The organism is Nocardioides sp. Soil805 (assembly GCF_001429625.1).
Classification (GTDB): domain Bacteria; phylum Actinomycetota; class Actinomycetes; order Propionibacteriales; family Nocardioidaceae; genus Nocardioides.
This window is the reverse complement of sequence record NZ_LMSU01000005.1, coordinates 127,021-140,243: the sequence shown is the minus strand read 5'-3', so window position 1 is coordinate 140,243 and position 13,223 is coordinate 127,021. Positions and strand designations below refer to the sequence as shown.

Below are 13,223 nucleotides of genomic sequence, written 5' to 3'. Positions count from 1 at the left end.
TCGGGTGCGGCCAGACTGGGGCGCGTGACCCTGCGTGACTCCCTCCTCGCCGCTCTCGTCGCCACCATCTGGGGCTTCAACTTCGTGGTCATCGACTGGGGGATGGACGGCGTCCCGCCGCTGCTCTTCGCGGCCGTCCGGTTCACCGCCGTGCTGCTGCCGGCGGTCTTCCTCGTCCGCCGACCGGCCGCGTCGTGGCGCGCGATCCTCGGCGTGGGTGCCTTCATGTCCCTGGGGCAGTTCGGGTTCCTGTACGTGTCGATGGCCGCCGGCATGCCTCCGGGTCTCGCCGCCCTCGTGCTGCAGGCCCAGGTGGTCTTCACGATCGCCATCGCGGCGGGTGTGCTCCGTGAGCTGCCCACGACGGCGCAGGTCGTGGGCGTCGCGCTCGGCACGCTCGGCCTCGTCGTGGTCGGCGCCGGACGGGGTGGCGACGTACCGGTCGCGGCGCTCCTGCTCTGCCTCGCGGCCGCGCTGTCGTGGGGTGTCGGCAACGTGGTCGCCCGGGCCGCGGGGGTCGCGGGCGGCCTGTCGCTCACGGTGTGGTCGGCCCTGGTGGTTCCGGTGCCGCTGCTGGGGCTCTCCCTGCTGGTGGACGGGCCCGCCGCGGCGGGCGCAGCCCTCACCGGCTTCACGTGGCAGGCCGCGGTGTCGACGCTCTACACGGCCGGGCTGGCGTCGCTGGTGGGCTACGGCATCTTCACCGGGCTGCTGGCCCGCTGGCCGTCCGGCGCCGTGGTGCCGTGGGTGCTGCTGGCCCCGGTCGTGGCGATGGTGTCGGCGTGGCTGCTGCTCGACGAGGTGCCCAACGCGGCCGAGACGGGCGGCGGGGTGCTGCTGCTCGTCGGCGCCCTGGTGGCGCTGCGACCCCGCGCCGCCGTCACGCGCCGCGACGAGGAGCCCGTCCTCACCGCGGCGCCGTGACGCTCGGCTACGTCCCCCTCGCCGCCAGCGCCGCCCGGCCGGCCTCGAGGCGTGCCACCGGGATGCGGAACGGCGAGCACGAGACGTAGTCCAGGCCCACCTCGTCGAAGAAGTGGATCGAGGCCGGGTCGCCGCCGTGCTCCCCGCAGACGCCGAGGTGCAGGTCGGGGTTGGCCGCCCGCCCGTCGGTGACGGCGCGGCGTACGAGCGCTCCGACGCCCTCCACGTCGAGCGACTCGAACGGGGACACCGGGAACACGCCCTGCTCCAGGTAGTTGCTGAAGAACGACGCCTCGACGTCGTCGCGGGAGAAGCCCCAGGTCATCTGGGTCAGGTCGTTGGTCCCGAAGGAGAAGAAGTCCGCGGACCCCGCGATCGCTCCCGCCGTCATCGCCGCGCGGGGGAGCTCGATCATGGTGCCGATCTTGTGCGGGATCTCGACCCCCAGCTCGGCCTCGACGTCGTGGGCGATCTGGACGATGCGCTTCTTGACCAGGTCGAGCTCGCGCACGCTCGCGACCAGCGGGATCATGATCTCCGGCTCGGCCTGCCCGCCCTCGCGGATGCACCGCGCGGCCGCCTCGAGGATCGCGCGGGCCTGCATGGTGAACAGGCCGGGGATGACGATGCCCAGGCGGACGCCGCGCATGCCGAGCATCGGGTTGGACTCGTGCAGCCGCTGCACGGCGGCGAGCAGCTTGCGCTGTCGCTTCTTGCGGTGGCCGCGGATGTCGGCGACCGCCATCGCGACCGAGAGCTCGGTGAGGTCGGGCAGGAACTCGTGCAGCGGTGGGTCGATGAGCCGGATGGTGACCGGCAGCCCGCCCATCGCCTCGAAGATCGCGAGGAAGTCCTCCCGCTGCAGCGGCAGCAGCTCGCCGAGCGCCGCCTCCTGGCCGGCCTCGTCCTCGGCGACGATGAGGTTCTCCACCAGCTGGCGCCGCTCACCGAGGAACATGTGCTCGGTGCGGCACAGGCCGATGCCCTGGGCGCCGAAGCGACGCGCGCGGGCGGCGTCGCCGGCGGTGTCGGCGTTGGTGCGCACGCGCAGGCGACGCAGCGAGTCCGCGTGCTCCATGAGCCGGGCCACCGCCTCGACGACCGGCTGGTCGGTCTCGTCGCCCTCGAAGTGGCGCACCACGCTCGAGTCGACCACCGGCACCGCCCCGTCGAAGACCTCGCCCGTCGAGCCGTCGATCGAGATGACGTCGCCCTCCCGGATGGTGGGGCCGCCACGGACGGTGAACTCGCCCTCGCGGGTGTCTACGTCGAGCGCCTCCGCCCCGCAGACGCAGGTGCGCCCCATGCCGCGTGCGACCACCGCCGCGTGCGACGTCTTGCCGCCTCGGCTGGTGAGCACGCCGCGGGCCACCATCATCCCGTGCAGGTCCTCCGGCGTCGTCTCCTTGCGGACCAGGATGACGTCCTCGCCCTGCTCGGCCCACTCCACCGCGGTCGCCCAGTCGAAGACGGCCCTGCCCACGGCGGCGCCGGGGGAGGCGTTCATGCCGACGGCCAGCAGCGTCTTGTCGGCGCCGGCGTCGAAGCGCGGGAACATCAGGTTGGCCAGCTGGTCGCCGGTGACCCGACGCAGCGCCTCGTCCATGTCGATGAGGCCCTCGTCGACCATGTGCACGGCGATGCGGTACGCCGCCTCGGGAGTGCGCTTGCCGACCCGGGTCTGCAGCATCCAGAGCTTGCCCTGCTCGACGGTGAACTCGATGTCGCACATGTCCCGGTAGTGGTGCTCGAGGGTGGACATGATCTCGAGCAGCTCGTCGTGGGACTTCTGGTCCACCTTCGCCATGTCGGCCAGCGACACCGTGTTGCGGATGCCAGCCACCACGTCCTCGCCCTGGGCGTTCTGCAGGTAGTCGCCGTACACGCCCTGGTCGCCGGACGCGGGGTCGCGGGTGAAGCAGACGCCCGAGCCCGAGGTCATGCCGCGGTTGCCGAAGACCATCGCCTGGATGTTGACGGCCGTGCCGAGGTCCTCGGGGATCTGCTCCTGGCGCCGGTAGAGCACGGCGCGGTCGGTGTTCCACGAGTCGAAGACGGCGCGGACGGCGCGGTCCATCTGCTCGCGCGGGTCCTGCGGGAACTCGATGCCGGCGTGCTCGCGCACGATGCCCTTGAACGTCTCGACGAGGGTCCTGAGGTCCTCGACGTCGAGGTCGAGGTCGTCGGTGACCCCCTTGGCGTCCTTGGCCGCGTCGAGGGCGTCGGAGAAGTGCTCGCCGTGGATGCCCAGCACCGTGCCGCCGAACATCTGCAGCAGCCGGCGGTAGGAGTCCATCGCGAACCGCTCGTCCTCGCTCTGCCGCGCCAGCCCGGCCACCGAGGCGTCGTTGAGCCCGATGTTGAGGACCGTCTCCATCATCCCGGGCATCGAGAACTTCGCCCCCGACCGCACGCTCACCAGCAGCGGGTCGTCGGGGTCGCCGAGGCGTCGGCCCATCGCGGACTCGAGTGACGAGAGGTGCGTGCTCACCTGGTCGGCGAGCCCGTCGGGCTCGGCGCCGTGCGCGAGGTAGGCCCGGCAGGCCTCCGTGGTGATGGTGAAGCCCGGTGGGACGGGCAGCCCGAGGTTGCTCATCTCGGCGAGGTTGGCCCCCTTGCCCCCGAGCAGGTCCTTCTGGTCGCGGTCACCGTCGGCGAAGTCGTAGACCCAGGTGTTCATCCCAGGCATCTTGCTCCTCCTGCGCCCGATTGGGCAGTGCCGCGCAGGGACGAGTCCCGCAAATCAGGGAGGGGTGCGGTACGTCAGCGTCCCGACTCGGTGTAGTCGCCCTCGCCCCGCAGGGCCGCCTCGACGCGACGGGTGGTGAAGTCGGCGGCCAGCTCGCGCACCTCGTCGGGCGTGCAGAACCGTACGTCGCGGATCTCGCGCTCCTGCTTGACGACCCGGTCGAGGACCGAGGCGTCGTGCACCCCGCCGTCGAAGACGAGGCAGATCGCGTCGTCCCAGCCGCCCCACGGCGGGAGCCAGTCGGTGAGCAGCAGGGGCCCGAGGTCCAGGGTGAGGCCGAGCTCCTCCTCGACCTCCCGGGCCGCGGCCAGCCGGGGGGACTCGCCCACCTCGACGACGCCGCCCGGCAGGTCCCAGTCCTGTTTGTAGGTCAGCCGGCAGAGCAGCACCCGGTCGTCGGGGTCGCGCACCAGCACCTGGCTGATCGCCCGCTTGCGCGGGAGGAACGAGTTGAGCAGGGCCCGGAAGCCGCCGGGCTCGTTGACCGACGCGTCGGTCGCGAGCCGGGCGTAGACGATGCGGTCCACCGGCCCGTCCTCGACGGTCACGCCGCGCATGACGCCCTCGCGGTGCATCCCCGACCACGTCGCGGTGCGCTGGGCCGCCTGGTCGTCGGGGTCGACGAGGGTCTCGACGCGGGGGTGGTCGACGAGCGCGCGGGCGACCTCGCGGCGTACCTCGTCGATCGTGGTGTCGGTGCTCCAGACGAGGCGGGCGACCCCCTCGGCGACGGTCGTCACGGTGATCGGCTGGCTCACGCGGCCACCCTAGCCAGCGGGTGCACGGGCGCGACCGGGCGCGTCCTCACGACGTCCCCGCACCTCCGGCCGTGAGGTGGAAGGCGGGCTGGGAGAGGGCGGGTACGACGATGACGCGCGGCGGTCGGCCCAGGGCGGCCGCCGTCTCGCGCAGCGCCTCCTCCACGGTCGCGGTCGTCCGCGCCCCCATCGCGCGCGCCAGGTCGGGACGCTTCGCGCCGGCGAGGAAGAACTGCGAGGAGTGCTCGCGGGCGATCCCCCCGACGTAGACCATCGAGAACGCGTGGAACGGGTGGTAGCCGTAGTGGTGGCGGTAGCGGTAGACCCACTCGGGGTCGGTGGCCAGCTCCTCCTGGTGCTGCACCATGTCGGCCGGGTGCTGGCACGCCTGCAGGCGCTCGAAGGCCGCCTCGTACGGCGGGAACTCGGTGCTGTTGAACCATCCGTCGCACACGGCGGCGGCGATGACCACCGGCTTGTCCACCAGCGCCCGCTTGGCGCGGATGAGGCTCGAGCCGACCGCCTGGGTCATCAGGATCGGGTTGGACCCCATGCCGGGGCCGTAGTGGAAGGTGCGCGGGATGCCCACCACCAGGACGTCGGCCGGCCCGTCCCAGGAGGACTCGATGCGCAGGTCGGTGCGTGCGGTGGCCAGCGGCCAGGACGCCTGCTCGACCTCGGGGATGCGGCCGGCGTAGACGCCGAGCTGGCGGGAGCGGGAGTCGAGGACGGCGTCGACGCTGAAGAACGGCTGCGGCATGACCTCCTCCATCCGCTGCCCGATGGCCCGGAGCTGGTCGCGGAAGCGGCTGCGCGTGGAGACCGGCACGAAGTCCTCGCGGTAGAGGCTGCGCGGCGCGTGGTGCGAGGCGATGGAGCGCCAGCTGGTCAGCCCGGTCGCCGGCATCTTGTAGCCGCCGCTGAAGCCGCCGTACGGGTTGCCGGCCGTGTGCCCGATGAGGATCGTGAGGTCGCTGTCGACGACCGCCCGGTTGACCTGCACCGGGTCGCCGAGCCCGGAGAGCCCGAGGTCGACCATGCCGTCGGGGTCCTCGGCGTCGTGGTTGACGACGTTGGCGCGGGGGAGGCGGGCGAGGGTGTCGCGCCCGAGGTAGGCCTCGAACTCCTCCCACCGGTTCTTGCGGTGCAGCCCGATGGCGCAGACGAGGCGGATGTCCTCCGGCGCGACGCCGGCCTTCTCCAGGTCGTCGAGCAGCTGGGGCAGGACGACACGCCGGTGGGCGGTCTCGTGCTGGCCCCCCTTGACCCGGTCCGGGAAGGCGATGGTGACCCGCTGGCCGGGACCCACGAGGTCGGCGATCGGACCGCACCCCAGGGGCGCGTCGAGCGCGGCACGGGTGGCGGCGACGGGGTCCGCGAGCGGCTCGGGCTCGTGGTCGGTGCGGTCGGAGGAGACCACCACCGCGTCGTCGGGGACCTCCACGGTGACGTGTCCGTCGCCGTACTCCAGCTCGACCTGCATGCGATGCCCTTCACGTCGGGAGAATTGCCTGTTACACATTACATCCAATCTGCGTGCTAATGTGCAGCAAGTCGCTCGACTTTAACCCAGGAGGACATGTGACGGCGCTCCGACGCACCGTCCTGCCGTTCGCAGGCTTCGCGGTGGTGATCGCGGCGTGGTGGCTGGCCGCCACCCTCATCACCGGCAAGGACGTGCCGACGCCCGGTGAGGTCTTCGCCACGGCCTGGTCCGGGCTGCGGGAGCCCGAGGGCCTGCTCGTCGACATCCGCCTCAGCGTGGTGCGAGTGCTGATCGGCGTGGTCGTGGGCTGCGCACTGTCGTTGCCGGTCGGTTTCGCGCTGGCGTGGTTCCCCACCCTGCGGGCGATGTTCGACCCGATCATCAACTTCTGCCGGGCGCTGCCGCCGATCGCCCTGACGCCGCTGGTGATCATCTACCTCGGCATCGGCGAGGAGGCCCGGCTCTTCGTGCTCGTGTGGGCCGCCTTCTTCGCCTCGGTCGTCGTGCTCTACGAGGGCATCGCCGCGGTCGAGGACATCTACGTCCGGGCGGGGCGCGCCCTCGGCGCCACCGACCTCGAGCTCTTCCGACGGGTGATCGTCCCGGCCACGGTGCCGCAGATGTTCGTCGCCGTCCGGGTCGCGCTGGGTGTGTCGTGGGCGACGCTGGTGGCCGCCGAGCTCATCGCCGCCCAGCGCGGTCTCGGCGCGGCGATCCAGCGCTCGGCGAGCTTCTTCCGGACCGAGGAGGTGTACGCCGGGATCCTCCTGATCGGCGTCTGCGCGCTGCTCATGGACATCGCGGTCCGCCTGGTGCAGGCCAGGGCCGTCAGCTGGCAGGAGCGGGTGGTCCGATGAGCGGCGACACCGGGAGCGCGCGGATCTCCTTCGACGACGTGCACGTGGGCTTCGGACGCGGCGCCAAGCGCGTCGAGGTCATCGACGGCGTCTCCTTCGACGTGGGGGCCGGCGAGTTCGTGAGCGTCCTCGGCCCGTCGGGCTGCGGCAAGTCCACGCTGCTCAACATGGCGGCCGGCTTCTTGGCGGCCGACGCCGGCGAGGCCCGCTTCGACGGCGAGCGGATCACCCGCCCGGACAGCCGCCGGGGAGTCGTCTTCCAGCAGTACGCGATCTTCCCGTGGCTGAGCGTGGAGAAGAACATCGCCTTCGGCCTCACCCTCAAGCGCAACCGCCGCTCGCGGGCCGAGACCGAGGAGAGCGTCCGGCGCTACATCGGGCTGATGGGTCTCGATGGCTTCGAGAAGTCGCTGCCCAAGCAGCTCTCGGGCGGCATGCGGCAGCGGGTCGCCCTCGCCCGGGCCTACGCCACCGACCCGGACGTGCTGCTCCTCGACGAGCCGTTCGCCGCGCTCGACGCCCAGACCCGCGAGTTCATGCAGGAGCTCCTGCACGAGGCCAGCCAGGCGGAGCGCCGCGCGGCGATGCTCATCACCCACTCCGTCGAGGAGGCGATCTACCTGTCCCACCGGATCGTCGTCCTCGGCAACCGGCCGACGACGGTCCACGAGGTCATCGACGTGGACGTCCCGTGGCCGCGCTCGCCCGAGTCGCGGCTCCAACCCGAGTTCCTCGAGCTGCGTGGGCACCTCGAGGGCGTCATGCGCTCCCTCTCGGGGAGCGCCTTCCGAAAGGCACACCCATGAGATCATCTCGACGATCGCCCCGACGTGCACTCCGCGGGCCGGTGCGCGCCCTGACCACCGGGCTGGCCGCCGGCCTCGCCCTGACCTTGCTCTCGGCCTGTGGCGCCCTCGACGAGGGTGGCGACGCCGCCTCCGGGGCCGAGGACGGCACCACCGTCCGGGTCGGCTACCTCCACACCATCGCCGTCGACGACAAGCTCTGGCTCGGCCAGATCGACGGCCAGTGGGCCGACCACGGCCTCAACATGGAGGCGACCGAGTTCGCCACCGGCATCGAGCTGAGCCAGGCGCTGGCCGGCGGAAGCCTCGACGTCGCCATCATGGGCGGCGTCACGTCCAACTTCCCGGCCCAGGGCGAGGGCCAGATCTTCATGGTCAACTCGATCGAGAACGCCACCGCCCGCCTCTTCGCCGCTCCCGGCAGCAAGATCCAGAGCGCGGCCGACCTCGAGGGCAAGACGGTCGTGACGACCGAGGGCACCACCGCCGACATCTTCCTGCACCGTGCCCTGACGAAGGCCGGTGTCGACCGCGCCGACGTGGACGTCGTCAACGCCAAGATGCCCGACGCCGTCCAAGCCTTCGTGGGCGGCTCGGCCGACGCGATCGCCCTGTGGGTGCCCTTCGACCTGAGGGTGAAGGAGGCGCTGCCCGAGGCCACCGAGATCGACGACGCGGGCAGCTACCCCGACGCCGCGGTCGCGGACGGCTGGATCGCCAACAACGACTGGTACGCCGACAACGAGGACACGGTCCGCACCATCATCGACGCCTGGCTCGACGTCAACGACGCCTTCCGCGAGGACCCGGAGGGCTCGCTGGAGAAGGTGCAGGCCGAGGCGTACGACGGTGCGGCCACGCTCGAGGACCTGACCTACCAGGTCGAGAGCCAGACCGACCGGGCCAACGAGGAGTGGCTGGCGGCGTACGAGGACGGCAGCGTGCTCGACGTCGTGGGCACCGCCGAGCAGGCCTACGTGGACCTCGGGGGCGTGCCGGAGTACGTCGAGCCGTCGGAGTTCTTCGACACGTCGCTGTTCATCGAGCAGGCGAAGGCGCACCTCGAGTGACGTCCTCCTCGTCCGGTGTCGTGGGGGTGGTCGGCCTCGGCGCGATGGGCGGCCCGATCGCGGCCGCCCTCGCGGCAGACCGCCGCGTCGTGGTCCACGACCCTTCCCCGGAGGCCGCCGCGAGGGGAGCGGCCTCCGGGTGCGAGGTCGCCCCGTCGCTGGCGGACCTGGCAGAGGCCGTCGACACGGTGCTGCTCTCCCTGCCCGACGCCACCGTCGTCGCCGGCGTGCTGGGCGTGCTGCTGCGGGTGGGGGCGCCGCCGGCGCTGGTGGTGGACACCTCGACGATCGGCCCCGCCGACTCCCGCTCCCACGCCGCCCGCTGTGCCGAGCGGGGGACCGCCTACGTCGACGCGCCGGTGCTCGGGAGGCCTGCCGCGGTGGGGCGGTGGACGATCCCGGTGGGCGGGTCCACCCCGGCCCAGGGCCTCGACGCGCTGCTCGCGCCGGTCGCTGCGCGCGTCGTGCCGGTTGGTGCGGTCGGTGCCGGGGCGACCGTCAAGGTGGTCAACAACCAGATGCTCGCGATCATCAACGCGGGCACCGCTGAGGCGCTGGCGGTGGCCGCGGCCGCCGGGCTCGACCCGGGGGTCTTCGTCGACACGGTCATCGACAGCGGCGCCGCCTCGGTGAGCGGTCTGTTCCGCGACGTCGCGCCCCGTGCGGTGGACGGGGACTACGACCCGGTCTTCTCGTTGGCGCTCATGCGCAAGGACAACGCCCTGGCGGTGACGCTGGCCGAGGCGTCGGGGGTGCCCGTCCCGGTGTCCTCGGCCGCGCTGGCGCTGCACGCGGACGGGGTCGAGGCCGGCCTGGGCGCCCGCGACTCCATCGCGGTTCTGGGGGTGCTCGAGGAGGCGTCGGGCGTCGTCGTACGGCGTGGCGGTTGAGGCAGGTCGTGGTGTCCGTGGACGATCACCCCGTGATCTCGCGCCAGCGCCTCGCCGACCAGGTGTACGCCGTGCTGCGGGGCCAGATCCTCGCGCGCGAGCTGGTGCCGGGGGACCACCTCAGCGTGCCCGTGCTCGCGGAGACGCTCGGGCTCTCCCGCAGCCCGGTCCGCGAGGCGGTGCAGCGGTTGGTGGTCGAGGGCCTGGCGGTGGAGGAGTTCCACCGTGGGGCCCGGGTGGCGGGCGTGGACGCCACGGACCTCGCCGACGTCTACGCCGTCCGGGGTGTGCTGGAGGGGCTCGCGGCCCGGTTGGCGGCGGGGCGCCGCGACGCCGCGCTGCTCACGGTGCTGCGCGCCTCGGTCGCCGAGCACGGTGCGGCAATCAAGGCCGGCGACGAGCAGGCGATCATCGCCGCGGACCAGGCCTTCCACCAGGCGGTGCTCGACGCCGCCCGCAACGAGCACCTCACCCGGGCGCTCGGTCCCCTGCTCGGCCGGGCGCAGGTGGCGATGCTGTCCGGGGACCTCTCCCGTTGGCCGCGCAAGGCGCTGGCGGAGCACCGGGCGATCCTCGCAGCGATCCGCATGGGCGACGCCGAGGCCGCCCAGGCGGCGGCGTCGGCCCACGTGCAGGCCGTCCTCACCCGCCACCAGGAACTCGGCTGAGCCGGGACGCTCTCGCGCCCGGACGTCAGCAGCACGTCACGGCACGACGTCGAAGCGGGCCATCATCCCGTGGTCCTCGTGGTCGAGCATGTGGCAGTGGATCATGAACGCTCCGGTGTAGTCCGTGAACCGGGCGGCGACCTCGACCACCTCGCCGGGGTCGAGCTTCCAGGTGTCCTCCAGCCCCCGCTCCCACGGTGGCGGGCGCCTGCCGTCGCGGGACAGCGTGCGCCACTGCTCGGCGTGGATGTGCACGTAGTGGGTCACGTCGCTCGTGTTGCGCAGCCGCCAGCGCTCCACGGTGCCCAGCCGCGCCCGGTGGTCGACGCGGTCGGGGTCGAACGCGCGACCGTTGATCGTCCAGGCGCTCCCGGTGCGCGGGTCACCGGTGAGGTCGAACCTCCAGGTCTTGGTGACCCGTCGCGGAGCCCGGACCAGCTCGGGGGTGGGGAGCCGGGTCGGTAGCAGGGAGGGGTCCCGCGCAGCGCCTTGGACCCGGAACTGCATGAGCGGCGCGGTGCGGCTCCCGGTCCCCGCCGTGCTGTCGGTGCGGGGGACCGAGCGCAGGGCCACGCGCGTGCCCTCCTCCCCGTGGAAGTCCACCAGTACGTCGGCCCGTTGCGCCGGCCCCAGCAGCAGCTCGGGCCGCGCGACGGGTCGCGGGAGCAGGCCGTTGCCGGTGCCGATCTGGATGAGCGGGCGGCCGTCGGAGAGGGCGAAGGTGTACGCCGATGCGCTCGATGCGTTGAGCAGGCGCAGGCGGTAGCGCGTGGCACTCACGTCGAGGTGCGGGAGGTAGCGGCCGTTGACGAGCACGTGGGTGCCGGTCGTGGCGTCGTTGGGTGGGGCGTGCTCGCCCGTGAAGCGCATCTCGCCGTGGCGGTGCACCATCTGCGGGCCGGCCGCGAAGGGGTTGGCCAGCCGGTTGCCCTCGTTGAACGACCGGTCCGCCACCATCAGCGGGACGTCGCGGGCGCCGGTCGGGAGCCGCAGCGTCCGGCCGTCGGCGTCCTTGACGACGAACATCCCCTGGAGGCCGCGCCAGTTGTTGCGGGCGGTGTGGTCCATCCGGTGGTCGTGGTACCAGAAGAACGAGCTCGGCTCGGGCTCGCCGCCGTAGGTCAGGGGGTAGTGGTAGGTGCGGGACCGGCCGCGCTGGATGAGGAACCGGGTCGGCTGGCCGTCGTCCTTCGCCGCATGGTGGTCGCCGTGGAGGTGGACCGACATGGCGCCGGCGCCGCGAGGCAGGTCGTTGATGAAGGTGACGCGGGTGTCGCGGCCCGCCGGTCGCCTGATCGTGGGACCGGGCCAGGTGCCGGCGTAGGTCCACATCGGGGTGCGCGGCCCGGTCGGCAGGACGCGCACGTGCGCCTCGCGCATGCGCAGGCGCAGGTGCGACCCGGTCAGCACGGACGGGACGACGAGCGACTGGTCGTACGCGGGCTCCACCCCGGTCGTGCCGCCGCCGGCGCGGTCCACGACGAGCGTCCCCCGCATGTTGGGGTGGAAGCGGCAGTAGAACTCGTAGGTGCCGGAGGCGAGGCCGTCGACCGCAGGGATCGCCATCGTCGTGCCGTGCAGGACCTTGACGTCGAACAGCGGGACCCCGGCGGAGTCGAGGGCCACGGAGGTGACGGTGTGGTCGTAGGTGTCGAGGTTGGTGACGCTGAGGGTGCCGTCGCCGGCCACGGTGACGGTCGGCGTCGAGAAGCCCTGGGTGGCGTCGCCGCGCTCGATGAGGATGGTGACGGACGTGCCACCGACGGAGGCCGCGGCCGGAGGCGGTGACGGGGGAGCCGCGACCAGCGCGCCTCCTGCGGCCAGGGCGAGCCCGACCGCGCCGGCCAGCCAGCCGGCCAGCCGGCCGGTCCGTCTCCGTTGCACGGTGCGCGCAGGACCCATGCCCATCCGGTCAGTGAACGCACGTCCCCCCATGTGGGTCATCCCCAGCGCTGGGGAGATTCCTGCGCCGACGCTGACGGCGTACGACGAGCTGGAGCACGGTGGGATCCCACTCCCACATCCAAGGAGCGCTCATGCGGTTGCTCAGGTCAGCGCGCGCGGGGATCGCCGTGGCGTGCGTCTCCACGCTGGTGGCGGCACCACTCCTGGTGCCCACGACGTCGACGGCCGCCACGGCACGTGCCGAGGCGGCGATGCAGTCCATCTCGATCAAGGTCGCCAAGAAGGCGATCACCATCCACGGCGCGAAGGGACTCCACGCCGGCCGGATCAAGGTCAAGGTCTCCGGCAAGGGCGTCGCGGAGATCCTGATGTTCGCGAAGGGCTATGACTTCGCCGACTTCCGCAAGGACGTCGCCGCCAGCGACAAGGGCGACATGAAGGCGCTCAAGCGGGCGATCGCCCGTACCACGTTCGTCGGGGGGGTCCAGCCGGGCTCCAGCGGCACCGTCGTCCTGCCGAAGGCCGGGGACTACACCGTCTTCTCGTTCAGCTCGCGTGGTCACGGTGAGTTCAGCGCCGCGGCGAAGCGGCAGACCAAGCAGCCCAAGGTCGACGGCACCATCGTCGGCAAGACCGGTCCCCGCTGGGGCGGGTCGAGCACCCTCCCGGCCGCGGGGACGTTCAAGTTCAAGAACGCCGACTCGACGACGCCGCACTTCGTGATCCTGCAGCAGGTCGCCGAGGGCACGACGACCGACCAGGTCCTTGCTGCCCTGCAGAGCGAGGAGCAGGGGCCCCCGCCCGACTGGTTCCTGCCTGCCAGCCTGGAGACGGCGTCGCTGAGCTCCGGGAAGAGCATGACCGTCGACTACGACCTTCCCCCGGGGCAGTACGTGGTCATGTGCTTCTTCCCCGACCCCAAGATGGGCGGGATGCCGCACGCCCTCATGGGGATGCTCGAGATGATCCACCTGCAGTGAGCTAACCCCGCTGCACCGTGGCTGCGCCACGGACCGGACCACACCGTCCGGCCCGTGGCGCAGCGCTGCGTTCCGGCAGAGCGCGAGGAGGGTGCGCGACCTGGTGCCTCGGGCTGCGGCATTGTGGGTG

Annotated in this window: 11 protein-coding genes; 7 read left to right on the top strand and 4 right to left on the bottom strand. The window is 72.3% G+C overall.

The window, feature by feature from the left end; genetic code table 11:
- Window positions 1-24: 24 nt before the first annotated feature.
- On the top strand, window positions 25-924 hold the full coding sequence (locus ASG94_RS19335) for an EamA family transporter (RefSeq protein ID WP_056928118.1): 900 nt from the start codon (window positions 25-27) through the stop codon (window positions 922-924).
- Window positions 925-931: 7 nt separating this feature from the next.
- Here ASG94_RS19335 and ppdK read toward each other — a convergent pair whose 3' ends face one another.
- From ppdK to ASG94_RS19320, 3 genes are all read right to left on the bottom strand, one after another.
- Window positions 932-3,604, bottom strand: coding sequence for a pyruvate, phosphate dikinase (gene ppdK / locus ASG94_RS19330; protein ID WP_056928117.1), 2,673 nt, complete (start codon window positions 3,602-3,604; stop codon window positions 932-934).
- Between the two features lie 83 nt (window positions 3,605-3,687).
- Window positions 3,688-4,431: an NUDIX hydrolase gene (locus ASG94_RS19325; RefSeq protein WP_056928116.1), complete on the bottom strand. Its 744-nt coding sequence runs from the start codon at window positions 4,429-4,431 to the stop codon at window positions 3,688-3,690.
- A gap of 46 nt (window positions 4,432-4,477) precedes the next feature.
- Entirely contained in the window at window positions 4,478-5,914 is a 1,437-nt protein-coding gene (locus ASG94_RS19320; RefSeq protein ID WP_056928115.1) for a lactate racemase domain-containing protein, read from the bottom strand.
- 98 nt (window positions 5,915-6,012) lie between these two features.
- Between ASG94_RS19320 and ASG94_RS19315 the strand changes: the two genes are divergently transcribed.
- Genes ASG94_RS19315 through ASG94_RS19295 form a run of 5 tightly spaced genes read left to right on the top strand, consistent with a single transcriptional unit; the run spans window position 6,013 to window position 10,208 of the window.
- Entirely contained in the window at window positions 6,013-6,774 is a 762-nt protein-coding gene (locus ASG94_RS19315; protein ID WP_200958204.1) for an ABC transporter permease, read from the top strand.
- On the top strand, window positions 6,771-7,580 hold the full coding sequence (locus ASG94_RS19310) for an ABC transporter ATP-binding protein (RefSeq protein ID WP_056928113.1): 810 nt from the start codon (window positions 6,771-6,773) through the stop codon (window positions 7,578-7,580). The genes ASG94_RS19315 and ASG94_RS19310 overlap by 4 nt, the downstream gene beginning before the upstream one ends.
- 41 nt (window positions 7,581-7,621) lie before the next feature.
- Window positions 7,622-8,650: an ABC transporter substrate-binding protein gene (locus tag ASG94_RS19305; protein WP_056928112.1), complete on the top strand. Its 1,029-nt coding sequence runs from the start codon at window positions 7,622-7,624 to the stop codon at window positions 8,648-8,650.
- Window positions 8,647-9,540, top strand: coding sequence for an NAD(P)-dependent oxidoreductase (locus tag ASG94_RS19300; RefSeq protein WP_056928111.1), 894 nt, complete (start codon window positions 8,647-8,649; stop codon window positions 9,538-9,540). The genes ASG94_RS19305 and ASG94_RS19300 overlap by 4 nt, the downstream gene beginning before the upstream one ends.
- 32 nt (window positions 9,541-9,572) lie before the next feature.
- A complete protein-coding gene (locus ASG94_RS19295) occupies window positions 9,573-10,208 on the top strand; it encodes a GntR family transcriptional regulator (protein WP_162260844.1) in 636 nt (211 codons plus the stop codon).
- A 36-nt stretch (window positions 10,209-10,244) separates the two neighbouring features.
- Here ASG94_RS19295 and ASG94_RS19290 read toward each other — a convergent pair whose 3' ends face one another.
- The gene (locus ASG94_RS19290) at window positions 10,245-12,116 is read right to left on the bottom strand and encodes a multicopper oxidase domain-containing protein (RefSeq protein WP_056928109.1); all 1,872 of its coding nucleotides are present in this window, start codon (window positions 12,114-12,116) and stop codon (window positions 10,245-10,247) included.
- 128 nt (window positions 12,117-12,244) lie between these two features.
- On the opposite strand from ASG94_RS19290, the gene ASG94_RS19285 reads away from it, so the two are divergent.
- Window positions 12,245-13,093: a hypothetical protein gene (locus tag ASG94_RS19285; protein ID WP_156411717.1), complete on the top strand. Its 849-nt coding sequence runs from the start codon at window positions 12,245-12,247 to the stop codon at window positions 13,091-13,093.
- Window positions 13,094-13,223: the final 130 nt, after the last annotated feature.

Excerpts from the sequence above, each read along its gene's own strand:
- ppdK (WP_056928117.1), bottom strand. The coding sequence starts at position 3,604 with ATGAACACCTGGGTCTACGACTTCGCCGACGGTGACCGCGACCAGAAG.
- ASG94_RS19320 (WP_056928115.1), bottom strand. The coding sequence starts at position 5,914 with ATGCAGGTCGAGCTGGAGTACGGCGACGGACACGTCACCGTGGAGGTC.
- ASG94_RS19310 (WP_056928113.1), top strand. The coding sequence starts at position 6,771 with ATGAGCGGCGACACCGGGAGCGCGCGGATCTCCTTCGACGACGTGCAC.
- ASG94_RS19290 (WP_056928109.1), bottom strand. The coding sequence starts at position 12,116 with ATGGGCATGGGTCCTGCGCGCACCGTGCAACGGAGACGGACCGGCCGG.
- ASG94_RS19285 (WP_156411717.1), top strand. The coding sequence starts at position 12,245 with ATGCGGTTGCTCAGGTCAGCGCGCGCGGGGATCGCCGTGGCGTGCGTC.